Source organism: Legionella antarctica, assembly GCF_011764505.1.
GTDB classification, from domain to species: Bacteria; Pseudomonadota; Gammaproteobacteria; order Legionellales; family Legionellaceae; genus Legionella; species Legionella antarctica.
In genome coordinates this window covers 3,341,152-3,354,768 of the sequence record NZ_AP022839.1, presented here as the reverse complement: position 1 = coordinate 3,354,768, position 13,617 = coordinate 3,341,152, and the positions used below count along the sequence as shown (strand labels likewise).

Below are 13,617 nucleotides of genomic sequence, written 5' to 3'. Positions count from 1 at the left end.
AACAAATATCAATGCGGAGTACATGTTATGCCAAAGTTAAAGTCACATCGTGGAGCAGCTAAACGCTTCCGTAAGACAGCAAGTGGTGCGATTAAACGTCGCGGCGCTTACAGGAATCATATCCTCACCAAGAAGTCTACTAAGCAAAAACGCCATTTACGCGTAGGTGCCAGTACTTTGAAGCCATGCGATGCGCGTTTGGCAGAGCGTATGTTGCACGGTAGTTAAGGGGAGGATTGAAAAATGCCAAGAGTTAAACGTGGTGTGACAGCGAAAGCCCGTCACAAGAAAATTTTAGATCAAGCTAAAGGTTATTACGGCGCACGTAGCCGAACCTATCGCGTAGCAAAACAAGCAGTTATTAAAGCAGGTCAATATGCATATCGTGATAGACGTCAGAAAAAACGACAGTTCCGTGCCTTATGGATAGTCCGTATTAATGCACAAGCTCGTGAATGCGGTATGTCTTATAGCCGTTTGATTGATGGTTTGAAAAAAGCATCTATTGAACTGGATAGAAAAATACTGGCCGACATGGCAGTTAATGACAAAATAGCCTTTGCTGCAGTTGCTGAAAAAGCTAAAGCTGCACTAGCAGGTTAATTTATTGTTAGATGGGTATTAATTTATTGCAGTGATCTTTATTCAATGTAATAAGCCCAACGTAACTAAATTTAAAAGTAGTTACCAAATAAAAATATCGAGGAGGCTAAGGCCTCCTTTTTACTTGTGGGTATAAATATGCAGGATATCATCACCATACAAGAACAGGCTTCTGAAGCAATTAATACGGCACAAGATATTGCTACTCTGGAATTAATTCGCGTTGACTTCCTGGGAAAGAAAGGCAAACTGACTGAAATTTTAAAAGGTCTGGCTGGTTTATCCGCCGAAGAAAAACCTAAAATGGGCCAATTAGTTAATCAGGCAAAGCGTGATATCAGCTCATTAATTGAAACAAAAATGCTGGAATTAAAAGAAAAACAATTATTATCGAAGTTATCTGCAGAAAAAATAGATGTAACCCTTCCTGGACGAAACAATCAATCAGGTTCATTACATCCAGTCACTGAGGTGAAGCATCGAATTAATGAGTATTTCAGTCGTTTGGGTTTTGATATAGTAGATGGACCTGAAATTGAAACAGAATTTTATAATTTTGAAGCATTAAATATTCCCGGTCATCATCCTGCACGTGCAATGCACGATACGTTTTATTTTGGTGACGGACGTTTACTGCGTACGCATACGTCTCCAGTGCAAATTCGTACTATGGAGCAACTTAAGCCCCCCTTTCGCTTAATCGCTCCCGGGAGAGTTTATCGTTGTGATTCTGATCTTACCCATACTCCCATGTTTCATCAGGTTGAAGGATTGTTGATTGATCAGCAGGCTACATTAGCCGGATTAAAGGGGTTGCTGCAGGATTTTTTTGCCCATTTCTTTGGTCGTGAGTTGGCTCTTAGATTCAGGCCATCCTATTTTCCCTTTACTGAACCCTCTGCAGAAGTAGACATAGAGTGTACACAATGCAGTGGTAAAGGATGTCGATCATGCAAGTTTACTGGATGGCTTGAAGTACTTGGTTGTGGCATGGTGCACCCAAATGTGTTGCGAGCAGTTCATATTTGTCCTGATGAATACCAAGGATGGGCTTTTGGTATGGGTATGGATAGATTGGCTATGTTGTATTATGGAATAGAAGATCTGCGGATGATGTTTGAAAACGATCTAACCTTTTTAAGTCAGTTTTAATTTACTCGTCGCAAGACAAGTGGTTGCATAAGTGATGGGGATGATAGATGAAATTAAGTAAGTTATGGTTACGTGAATGGGTTAACTTCTCATTAACTGAACAAGAGTTAGCCGCACAATTGACTATGGCTGGTTTGGAAGTAGATGCAGTAAGCCCTGTGGCCGGGGAATTTACTCATGTGGTTGTAGGGGAAGTACTGAGCACAAAACCTCACCCAGATGCTGATAAATTAACCTTATGTGAGGTTAAGGCCGGCATCGATCAAACGTTGAAAATTGTTTGCGGTGCTTCGAATGTGAGATCAGGAATAAAAGTTGCCTTGGCAATGATTGGAGCCCAATTACCAGGTGGTCTCAAAATTAAAGAGTCTAAACTTCGGGGTGAGTTGTCGCAAGGCATGCTCTGCTCCGCTAGTGAGCTGGGACTGGCGGAGCAATCCGAAGGTATTATGGAATTAGAAGAAGATGCCCCGGTAGGTGTAAATTTACGTGATTATTTAACTCTTGATGATCATATATTGGATATTGATTTAACACCCAATCGAGCAGATTGTTTCAGTGTTTTGGGTATCGCTCGTGAAGTAGCCGTATTAAATAAACTTCCTCTATTGGAACCGTCCATTAGTACTATTGCACCTGCAATTGATGATGTAGTATCCATTAATTTAAAAAATGCCCAGGCATGTCCTCGCTATTGCGGGCGTCTTATTCGTAATATAAACCCTGCTGCAACGACTCCTTTGTGGATGTCTGAACGATTGCGCCGGGGTGGAATCAGAACCCTTCATCCTGTTGTTGATGTGATGAATTTTGTGATGCTTGAACTAGGTCAGCCTATGCATGCTTTTGATTTGGCCAAACTACAAGGGGAGGTAAATGTCCGCTTTAGCAATGAGTCAGAACATTTGGAGCTTTTAGATGGTCAGATAGTGACCTTAAGTGATAAAGTATTGGTGATTGCTGACAAAGAAAAACCCCTGGCTATGGCCGGTATTATGGGTGGCGCGAACAGCGGAGTCCAGGCCCATACTCAAGATGTATTATTAGAAAGTGCTTATTTTAATCCAGTGATTATTGCAGGAGTTGCTAGAAAATATGGTTTGTTTAGTGATTCATCACAACGTTTTGAGCGTGGTGTTGATCCTTATCTGCAACTAACAGCTCTGGAGCGAGCAACGTTTTTGATTTTATCTATTGTTGGAGGCCAGGCTGGCCCAGTTATTGAGTCCAGTAATAGCGCATATGTACCGGAAAAAGCTGTAATTTCTTTTGATACCGGTAAAGTGAAGCAGTTGACCGGCCTTGATATTTCTCTAGAGGAAATGAGAAATTTATTGGAAGGTTTAGGTATTACAATTATCCAGGACAAGAAAGGTATTCTTACTGTAGAAGTTCCTTCCCATCGATTTGATATTCAATACGATGTGGATTTGGTAGAAGAAATCATTCGTTTGTATGGCTATGACAACTTAAAGGCACAGCCCATGAATGCACCAGTTCAGGCAGGAAAGGCCAGCGCAAATGAGCGAATTTCCCAGCAACTGGCAGTCTGGTTTAGAAGCCGAGGATATAATGAAACAATAAGTTACAGTTTTGTTGATCCCGAGCTTCAAGATGCCATTTATCCTCAGAGTGACGTGATGCAGTTACTAAATCCTATTTCCTCCGAATTATCACAAATGCGGGTTGGTATGTGGCCGGGCCTGATTGCGTCCATGATTTATAATATTCATCGTCAACAAAATGCAATTAAGTTCTTTGAACTAGGTGTGGTGTTTGATGTGGAGCAAGGCCAATTAAATGAGCGGGCCTGTATCGCTGGTTTGCTAATGGGAGAACAGGGTGGGGTAAATTGGTCTGAAACCACGCGCTATTTTGATTTTTTTGATCTCAAAGGTGATTTACAGTCTTTGTTTTCAATGTTGAAACTAGATGAAGTTGCGTTTGTTCCCGCAACACATGATGCCTTGCATCCGGGGCAATCAGCGCAAATACTGATCAACGGTCAGCATGCAGGGTGGATAGGCGTTCTCCACCCGAAATTAACTGATGCGCTGGATTTGCATCAAGATGTCATATTATTTGAAATAAATTTGGCGCAATTAGTGACGCTTGACTCACCGCGATATAAAACAATTTCAAAATATCCCCAAATCAGAAGAGATCTCTCTTTCTTAGTGGATGCTCAGATCAATGCCATGCAAATTGAGGATGTGGTTAGAGCTTGTATAAAGGATGACTGGTTAAAATCCTTTGATGTATTCGATGTTTATGTAGGAAAAGGGATTCCTGAGGGTAAAAAAAGTTTAGCAATAGCGATGACGTTGCAAGATGAGAGTCGAACATTAGTTGATGCCGAGATCAATTTATTAATTGGTGCTATAATCAAGACATTGCAAAATGAATTTTCAATCATATTGAGGGAATAATCGTGAGTGCATTAAGCAAAGCTATTATGGCAGAAACCTTGTGTGACGAGTTGAACCTATCCAAACCTGTCTCAAAGGAAATGGTAGAAAATTTTTTTGAAGAGCTGCGCTATGCGCTGGAGCATGGGCAGCATGTTAAATTATCAGGTTTTGGTAATTTCACCTTAAGAGATAAACCACAAAGACCCGGGAGAAATCCTAAAACAGGTGAGGAAATCCCAGTAGTGGCACGAAGAGTGGTCACGTTTAAGCCTGGTTTAAAATTAAAAACAAAAATTGAAGCAATAGGAAAATAGCTGATTGACTTATTATATCAAGCACGTACTTCTATGCACTAATCAGAAGGCCGCAGGGAAGCAATGCTGCGCGAAATCTGGCGGTGAACCTTTTTTTGATTATATGAAGACCAGACTGCTGGAGTTGGGCATGCATGGTCCTGGCAAGATTCGTGTAAGTAAAACGGGTTGCCTGGGCCGTTGTGCATCGGGTCCATGTCTGGTAATTTATCCTGATGGGGTGTGGTATACTTATTCGACTTTTACTGATATTGATCAAATTATTGAAAGTCATTTGATTGCAGGAGAAACGGTAGAACAACTTTTAATTGATGGATAATAATATTACGTTAAAGGTCTATTTAAGTATATTGATTGATTATAAAAAAAGAGGACATTCCACTTCCACAGGTGGAATTTGATGTTTTTACATGGATTTAATTAATTGTTCACAAATTTTTATCCTTTTTACTTGTAGGATGTTTCTGTTTTGGTTAAAATCGCCCGTCCATGATAGAAAGATTACCAATTTAGGCGGTTCGGAGTTTATTTAATGAAGACATTTAGTGCCAAAGGCCATGAAGTCAAACGTGACTGGTTAGTGGTCGATGCCAGCGATAAGGTTTTGGGTCGCTTAGCAACTGAGATTGCCCGTCGTTTACGTGGCAAACATAAAGCTGAGTATACTCCCCATGTTGATACAGGGGATTACATCATTGTTACTAATGCGGAAAAAGTCACTGTGACTGGCCGTAAATTTAATAACAAGATGTATCATCATCACACTGGTTTTCCTGGTGGTATCAAATCAGTTACGTTCGAAAAATTACAAGGTAGAAATCCTGTAAAAATTATCGAACTTGCTGTGAAAGGCATGCTGCCAAAAAATCCATTGGGTCGAGAGATGTATCGCAAGTTAAAAGTATATGTGGGTAGCGAACATCCGCATACTGCACAGCAACCCAAGCAACTAGAGATTGAGGAATAAGTACTATGGCTGAAATGAAGCAATACTACGGCACTGGTCGTAGAAAAAGTTCAACAGCTCGCGTTTTTTTACGTCCTGGCAAAGGTGAGATCAAAGTTAACAATCGCACTTTGCAAGAGTATTTCTGTCGTGAAACTTCCTGTATGGTTGTTATGCAACCTCTGGAAACTGTAGAGCTGACTAATAAATTTGATATTTTCATCACTGTAGTTGGCGGTGGGGTTTCTGGTCAAGCTGGGGCAGTTCGTTTAGGAATTGCCAGAGCGTTAGTTGCCTACGATGAAAAAGGTTTGGCAGAAGATGCAGAACCTAATCCTGATTCATTTCGTCGAAAACTTCGTGCTCGTGGTCTGTTGACTCGTGATTCACGTCGTGTAGAAAGAAAGAAAGTGGGGCTGCACAAAGCTCGTCGAGCAACACAATACTCAAAACGTTAATGATATATCGATTATCAAAAACCTCGCTATGCGAGGTTTTTTTATTTAAAATGCTTAAGTGGTGTTCATTTATTCGAAGCTAAAGCCTATTTAACTCTTTATAAATCTGTTTTCAAGTGTTTGTCCTTGGGGATATCGTGATAAACTAAAAAAAACCTCTTAATATTTATTTAAGACTAGAATGATACTCTATACACCTGAATATATTTTAATACAGGTGAAACATGTGGTATCAAAAGCTTCTTAAGCCTCTAACGCTTAAAGTTATTGAAGCAGATCAGGGTAGAGCAAATATATTTTTAGTTAAAATTTTTCAAGTTCTAGAACGTATATCTAAGTCTCCTATACCAGCAGAAGCACTTTTAAATCTTATTGATAAAATGTATAAAAAGTATGATCAAAAAATAAATGACTCGGTAAAGCTTGTTGATTTTTGCCAAGATTTGCTGGTTCTGTCAATGCTTTTTATGAAAGGTGCTTCCGACAAACCTGTATGGAATAGCGATTTTGACGTACTTTGGTTAAACAAAGAGCTAGGGCGTACCTATCTTGGTTTTATCTCTGGCAATATCGAGGAGATTCATGCCCTGGAAAGGCAAGCATTTAAAGAATTAGGATATTCTCTTGAAACAGATTTTGCTAATCTTTTAACTATTTTTTCCAAAGAAGATCAAGAAATAGCTCAACTTAATGGTCTGATTAGAGAGTTCGAAGACTTATCAAATCAGAGTGAAGGATTTGACGAGTTTATTTCTTGTATAAAAAAAATAATAACTGAGAAGGAAGAAAAGGAAAGCCAACGGCTCAAGTTTGCAGAACAATCGAACTTTGAAGAACAAAGAAAACCTGAAGAAAAGCACACGCTTGAAAAAGAGCACGCTCTACATTTAACAATTAACGAGAGTTCTAATCATTCTGCTGTCCCTGTAGAGCCTCCCGAATTTAACCACAGAACCACAACTATGAGACAGATACATCTTGCCAATGCTCAAACAGTTAATGCATGCACGTTAATCAGTGTTGCAGTAATCAACGCTATTTTAAATGCTCGAGATGAGACAGCAATGGAAGTTGAAATAGCAAAAGCTCATGATGAGTCACAGAAGCGTTATAGGGAGGATTTTACCGGCTTGGCGCATGGTGAAGGTGTATTAGAAACAGCTGCATATCAAAAATATTATTCAAATGCTTTTGCAGATCCTGTGTCTCAGACTTTAATAGTGCCTGTTGATAATGAGGCCTTGAAACAAATAATAGATAATCGTAATGGTTTTCTGGAGAATAAGGGTCTGGAGCTAAATCTAAATTTTTTTACTTATAATGGTGATTTAACCGAGACTATTCAACAACTTGCGCCAACTCAAGAAATTGATTGGACTACAGTAACAGAAGATGAATTACAGAGAATTGTTCAGCAAGATAAACGATTGCCCCTGGTAGACCAGATTTTGAGACTGATTGTTCCACTAAACGCGCAAGGAATTACCATCAGAATGGATGGCCATACTATTTCCCTGGTTAAAAGAGAAGATGCTTATTATAGTTATGACTCGTTGACCGGTGATTTGTCGATTACAAAAAATTCGCAAGAAATGGCGGAACATTTAGGTGCAAAAATAGCTACGAATCAGGCCAAAGAAGCATTGATTTATTGTTTTTCACCGTTGCAAGTATTAAGGTTCGCCCCAGACAGCTCTGTTAAAAAAGAAAAAACAGTAAAAAAAGAAGTACCACATAAAGATGTTGCTGTAGAGACAGCTGGTTTAAACGCAGAGATTATCCATGATTTAATTAATAATCGTGATTTATTTGACACAGTAGATGAATGGCAACAAGTTAATGCAAATCTATTTACACTAATAGTGAGTCGACTTAATGTTGTTTATCTAAGTGCTGGAGAATGGGCAACAATAACAGCTGGGCAATTGTGTTCTTTATTAAACATAGAAGACAATCCTATATCTACTGTACCCCCACATGTTTCTGGTCACCCGAGCAGCATACCACCTGTAACCGAAGGCATAAAGCAGGAAGAACATATCTCTCCAGTCATTAAACCTATTATTCACGAAATGCCACAAGTGCCAGTTAATGATGCTCCTGAACAACCTGTTCAAGATTCTGAAAAGCTAATAGCAATTATAGATAAGCTTATAGAGAATATGTCAATCCAACAAAATGGGCGTCAAACAACAAGAAACAGCCAATGGAAAGCCAATTTGTTAACTGCGATCAAAGAAGACATACAATTAAAAGATTCAGAGGCTATAGATATCAACCAATGTATTGCTGATATTCGTACCGTATGCGCAAAAAAACGGAATATCTTGCATTTTTGGGCTGAGCCACATAGCGTTTCTGAATTTGAAAAGATGGTGCGCGATGAAGAAATCGCTACTCCTCAGACAAATGTTTTAGCACAGTAAAGTTTATAGCTCTGGTTATAGATTTCAAGTAATTAAAAGCAAATAAGACGCTTGTCTTCATATTGATTGTCTCATAAATCGCTGTACCTGCTTGTTTCAGAATACAGCGACTACTACAAAATTAAGCCGACTCATGCTAATCTCCATTCATTGTGAATAATATTTAGATTTGTTCGTTGGCTCATTTTTGAGTGTGGCTTATGGTTTACGATTCATTAGGTTAATGTCAGTTATGGATAAGAAGCTTATTAAACCCAGTTACTATCTCGAACCGTTCGCCCTGAGGAGTCGGTTTAGCGACGTCTCGAAGGGTTCTGGTACAGTGCCTAGCCTTCGAGACGGGCTAAAGCCCTCCTCAGGCCGAACGGAGCAATGTAAAAATCTGAGTTCCTTATCCATAACTCACGTTAAGTTAAAGGATTTCTTGTTCAATTTTATTTCGATCCGCTCGGGCTGAGGTAAAATCCTTAACTTAATGGCTGTGGGCTACGATTGCATGAGAAAGATGATAAAAAAAGGATCTAATCTACCGTTTCAGGTTTGATGTTGTCTTGTATAAAATTTCTTTTCAATCCCAGGTGTCCTTTAGAACAATGGACTATTTAAGAAACAAGTCCTGTGATGTTGAGTTTAAATCCTAATTAATTTTTAAAAAAAAGGCAATGTCTCTATAATGAAGGATGAAATTACTAACCTCAATCAAAAAGTGGATAAAAATAAAGAGAAACCTTTAGACGAAGAACGACGTCTCTTTTTATTAGCTTCCACCAGTGCTTTGGCTGCGGTAGGTGCTGTCTGCGCCTTGACTCCATTTGTATCTTCCTGGCTGCCTAGTGCTAAAACTCGGGCAGCAGCAGCACCAGTTCAAGTTGACTTAAGTAAAATGGAGCCGGGTGAGCAAGTTGTTGTGGCGTGGCGTGGCAAGCCAGTCTGGATTATAAGACGAACAAAAGAAATGCTTCACCGTTTAATTGGGAATGAAGATTTACTGAGGGATCCTCAATCTTTAGTGGATCAACAGCCTGAATATGCTAAAAATATATTTCGTTCCATCAATCCTGAATATCTGGTCTTAGTTGGGATTTGTACTCATCTTGGCTGTTCTCCAAAATATAAACCTGTGACCGGTGAGTTAAACTCTGATTGGCGTGGTGGTTTTTTTTGTCCGTGTCATGGTTCAACTTTCGATCTCTCGGGGCGGGTTTTTAAGGGTGTTCCAGCTCCGATCAATTTAGAGGTACCTCCTCATCACTTTATAAACGAGCATACCCTTGTGATAGGTGAGGATCGCAATGAAGATTAAGTTATGAACGGATTATTAAATTGGCTAGACGCCCGTTTTCCTTTGGTTAGCACCTGGAAAAGTCATTTTAGTAATTATTATTTACCTAAGAACTTGAATTTCTTATATTTATTCGGATCCCTGGCTTTTGTCGTTTTGGTCAATCAATTTGCGACCGGCCTATGGCTTACCATGTTTTATACACCCACTGTCGAACAGGCATTTTCTTCTGTGGAATACATCATGCGGGATGTTAATTTTGGCTGGCTGTTGCGCTACATGCATTCGACCGGAGCTTCCGCATTTTTTATTGTGATCTACGTACACATGTTTCGTGGCCTACTTTATGGTTCCTATCAAAAACCCAGAGAGCTGGTATGGCTTTTGGGGATGTTTTTATTCCTTTTGCTTTTGGCAGAGGCTTTTTTTGGCTATTTATTACCATGGGGACAAATGTCCTATTGGGGGGCAGAAGTAATCACTTCATTGTTTGGTGCGATACCCTATATTGGTAAAAATCTGGTTATTTGGATACGAGGTGATTATTCAGTTACTAATGTCACTTTGCAGCGTTTTTTTGCTTTACATGTGATTGGCATTCCCATTTTGATGTTATTTTTGGTGTTCTTACACATCGTGGCCTTGCATAAAGTCGGTTCAAATAATCCTGCAGGAATTGAAATAACCCATACAATTGATGAGCAGGGTAATCCCTTAGACGGCATCCCTTTTCATCCTTATTATACAGTTAAAGATTTGGTTGGCATGGTTTTATTTTTAATCTTATTTTTTTCTGTAGTCTTTTTTGCACCTGAAATGGGTGGCTTTTTTTTAGAGCGCACTAATTTTGTTCCTGCTAATCCTCTGATAACGCCAGATCATATTGCACCGGTATGGTATATGGCGCCATTTTACGCGATGTTGCGCGCGATACCCAATCAGCTATTGGGTATTATTTGTATGGGAGCAGCACTCCTGCTTCTTTTTTTGATGCCATGGCTTGATCGAAGCCCTGTTCGTTCCATGAGATATAAAGGAGTATTCTCAAAATTAAGTATATTCCTCTTTGTATCAAGCGTATTGATCTTGGGCTACCTGGGAACTGTTGCAGTTGATCCGGTAAGGCTGCTTCTCGCACGAATCGGTACGCTAATTTATTTTTCTTATTTTTTATTAATGCCCTTTTATAGCCGCTTTGAATCATGCCGATCTGTTCCGGGAAGAATAGGTCAATGATGATAAAAAAAATCAGGTTGTTTTGTGCCAGTATCTCTTTGGCAATGATCTCTATCATTTCTTTAGCAAGCACGGTTGCCATCGAATCTGTTTCTATAGATGTAAAAAATAAAGAGCAGTTACAGCGAGGAGCAAAATTATTTATGAATTATTGCTCTGGATGTCATTCTTTAAAATATATGCGCTATAACCGAATGGCAGAAGACTTGGGGTTAACTGATTTTGCTGGAAAGATAAATAAAAATTTACTCAATAATTTGGTTTTTACTCAGGCAGCTTTATATGATCCCATTCAAATCGCTATGCCACCCGAAGATGCCAAACAATGGTTTGGGATTATTCCTCCAGATTTATCATTATCTGCCAGAGAACGAGGTGCTCACTGGTTGTATCGTTATTTAAAAAATTTTTACATTGATAATTCCAGGCCTTTTGGGGTGAATAATCTTCTGGTGCCTAACGCTGCCATGCCAAATGCGCTAGAGCCTTTGATGGGGCAACAGGTGTTAGTAATGAATAACGAATCGCATAGTGATTCTTTGTTATTAATAAAGCAAGGTGAAATGCTGCCTGGCGATTTTGACATTGCCTTAAAGGATTTAGTGACTTTTTTAGTTTATGTGGGAGAACCTGCAAAATTAGTTCGCTATCACCTGGGCATTTTTGTTATCCTTTTTTTGGCTATCTTACTCATAGCAGCGTACTCCTTAAAAAAAGTTTATTGGCGACGGTTGTGAATCAAAATCTCAGGTGTGTTTTATTGTATCCTGTCAGAATCGCCGGGTAAGTGTCTGCCACTGAGTCCGGATTAATCCGAGCCGCGCGCGTCAGCAAGCGGAATTCTTTAAAAATATTCAAAATACCTATTGACACGGTTTTTCTGTAAAACTGATGTTTTTCCATATCAAACGTAAGTCATGCAATATGCATGCCCTAAGATCCCCAAGATCACAATGTAGCCCCTTTCACTAATAAAACATCTCCCTCCTGAGGTCAGATTTTTTCTTAGCCCTTAGTGGCGTTAAAACTCGAAAAATGCGTTCAAAAAAAGTCATGTTATGATTGCCGTATCAGCATTAGTAACGCAGTGGTAGATGATGAAACGCCAAGAAATCAAACAAGTTTTAGATGAGTTAACAAAAGATATCGATAGTCTTGCCGACAAAAAGGCCGTGACTATCATTAAGGTATTGGTTAATTTGGTCGAAATGCTTGCCGAAGAAAATGCTTTGCTCAGAGAGGAAAACCAAGTATTACGTGATGAGATAAACCGCCTTAAGGGTGAACAGGGCAAACCTAATATTCGCGGTCAATCCAAAGGTAGCAATGGCGATAATACAGGCAATTCCAATCATTCATCTGAAGGAGATCGCAATAAACGTGGTAAAGGGAACAATAAAAACACAGGCAAAGACAAAAAAAACGTACGTATTGATAGACGTGTTACGATTGCTCTGGACAAAGCAACGCTGCCAGATGACGCCAAGTTCAAGGGTTTTGAGATTCGAATCATCCAGGATCTAAAAATCATCACGGATAATGTTGAATTCAAGCTGGAAACGTATTACTCACCATCTTTGAAAAAAACCTTTATTGCGCCGATTCCTGGCGAATATAAGGGCAGTGAATTTGGTCCTGGGGTTAAAGCGCTGGTCATCACATTATACCGTGATGCAGGGATGACGGAGAGCGCCATTGAGCGCTTTTTAAAAACATGTGGTATTCAAATATCACATGGTAAAATTGCTTCCATGCTGACAGAAGGCAATGATATTTTTCATCAGGAAAAAGAAGATATTGTCGATGCCGGTAGCAACGCAGGCTTGTACCAGCAGATGGATGACACAGGCAGTCGTGTTAACGGCAAAAATCACTACACCCATGTTTTATGTAATGACTTTTTTACAGCATACTTCACTCGTCGTAAAAAAGATCGCTTGACCTTATTGGAGTTGCTGTGTCGAGACCAATTAAAGTTTATGTTTAATCAGGAGGCTTATGAGTTAATGGATGAGTTTGGTCTCGCAAAAAAATGGTTGGATCAAATTAAACCAATGCTGCATGCACAACCCCTCACACGTGAATCAATCGATAGTTTGATGGGAACACTTTTTCCAAATCCAAAAAAACACAGCACGAATCGACGCATAATTCTTGAGTCAGCAGCTCTTGCCTATTATCAGCACTCGAAATACTTCATCCATTATTTAATGACAGATGATGCGCCTCAGTTTAATAAATTGGCCCTACATCATGCGCTGTGCTGGATCCATGAAGGTCGTCATTATAAAAAACTCACTCCATTCTCAGATATGAATCAGAATATATTGGCTGTATTTCTTGAGCAATTATGGGATTTCTACCATGCATTATTGACTTACAAGACGGCTCCATCTCAATCAATGGCCCAACAACTATCAATGCAATTTGATACTTTGTTCGCAACCACGACAGGCTATGATGTTTTAGATCAACGCATTGCAAAGACACGTGCTAAAAAACAAGCGTTATTATTGGTGTTAGACCATCCATTTCTGCCATTGCACAACAATGCCTCTGAATTAGGGACACGGTTTCAAGCAAGGATACGCGACATCAATCTCCAAACGGTCTCCCAAAATGGCACCAAATCAAAGGATACGTTTGCCACGATTGTACAGACGGCCAGAAAACTGAAAGTTAACGTTTATCAGTATATTTACGATAGGGTGACTAAAAAATTTGAAATGCCATCATTGGCTGAATTAATCTTACTTAAAGTGCGGCAGGTTCCATGCACCACATAAGCA

General features: G+C 39.5%; 13 protein-coding genes. All 13 read left to right on the top strand.

Annotated features, from left to right (window positions below; genetic code table 11):
- Positions 1-27 precede the first annotated feature (27 nt).
- The 13 genes from rpmI (at position 28) to HRS36_RS15780 (ending at position 13,614) form a co-directional block, all read left to right on the top strand.
- A complete protein-coding gene (gene rpmI / locus HRS36_RS15840; protein WP_035889291.1) occupies positions 28-228 on the top strand; it encodes a 50S ribosomal protein L35 in 201 nt (66 codons plus the stop codon).
- A 15-nt stretch (positions 229-243) separates the two neighbouring features.
- A complete protein-coding gene (gene rplT / locus HRS36_RS15835) occupies positions 244-603 on the top strand; it encodes a 50S ribosomal protein L20 (RefSeq protein WP_173238046.1) in 360 nt (119 codons plus the stop codon).
- A gap of 138 nt (positions 604-741) precedes the next feature.
- Positions 742-1,755, top strand: coding sequence for a phenylalanine--tRNA ligase subunit alpha (gene pheS, locus HRS36_RS15830; protein WP_173238045.1), 1,014 nt, complete (start codon positions 742-744; stop codon positions 1,753-1,755).
- 47 nt (positions 1,756-1,802) lie between these two features.
- Complete coding sequence (gene pheT, locus HRS36_RS15825) at positions 1,803-4,184, top strand: phenylalanine--tRNA ligase subunit beta (RefSeq protein WP_173238044.1); 2,382 nt, start codon at positions 1,803-1,805, stop codon at positions 4,182-4,184.
- Between the two features lie 2 nt (positions 4,185-4,186).
- Complete coding sequence (locus tag HRS36_RS15820) at positions 4,187-4,480, top strand: integration host factor subunit alpha (RefSeq protein WP_173238043.1); 294 nt, start codon at positions 4,187-4,189, stop codon at positions 4,478-4,480.
- 4 nt (positions 4,481-4,484) lie between these two features.
- Positions 4,485-4,799 (top strand): (2Fe-2S) ferredoxin domain-containing protein, encoded by a 315-nt coding sequence (locus HRS36_RS15815; RefSeq protein ID WP_173238042.1) that lies wholly within the window; start codon positions 4,485-4,487, stop codon positions 4,797-4,799.
- A 213-nt stretch (positions 4,800-5,012) separates the two neighbouring features.
- Positions 5,013-5,447, top strand: coding sequence for a 50S ribosomal protein L13 (gene rplM, locus HRS36_RS15810; protein ID WP_173238041.1), 435 nt, complete (start codon positions 5,013-5,015; stop codon positions 5,445-5,447).
- A 5-nt stretch (positions 5,448-5,452) separates the two neighbouring features.
- A complete protein-coding gene (rpsI, locus tag HRS36_RS15805; protein WP_173238040.1) occupies positions 5,453-5,884 on the top strand; it encodes a 30S ribosomal protein S9 in 432 nt (143 codons plus the stop codon).
- A gap of 224 nt (positions 5,885-6,108) precedes the next feature.
- Positions 6,109-8,310, top strand: coding sequence for a hypothetical protein (locus tag HRS36_RS15800; protein ID WP_173238039.1), 2,202 nt, complete (start codon positions 6,109-6,111; stop codon positions 8,308-8,310).
- Positions 8,311-8,983: 673 nt separating this feature from the next.
- Positions 8,984-9,613, top strand: coding sequence for a ubiquinol-cytochrome c reductase iron-sulfur subunit (gene petA / locus HRS36_RS15795; protein WP_173238038.1), 630 nt, complete (start codon positions 8,984-8,986; stop codon positions 9,611-9,613).
- 3 nt (positions 9,614-9,616) lie between these two features.
- Positions 9,617-10,828 (top strand): cytochrome b, encoded by a 1,212-nt coding sequence (locus HRS36_RS15790; protein WP_173238037.1) that lies wholly within the window; start codon positions 9,617-9,619, stop codon positions 10,826-10,828.
- 44 nt (positions 10,829-10,872) lie between these two features.
- The gene (locus tag HRS36_RS15785; protein ID WP_173238565.1) at positions 10,873-11,565 is read left to right on the top strand and encodes a cytochrome c1; all 693 of its coding nucleotides are present in this window, start codon (positions 10,873-10,875) and stop codon (positions 11,563-11,565) included.
- A 357-nt stretch (positions 11,566-11,922) separates the two neighbouring features.
- Positions 11,923-13,614, top strand: a complete 1,692-nt coding sequence (locus HRS36_RS15780) for an IS66 family transposase (RefSeq protein ID WP_173235423.1) — start codon at positions 11,923-11,925, stop codon at positions 13,612-13,614.
- Positions 13,615-13,617 lie beyond the last annotated feature (3 nt).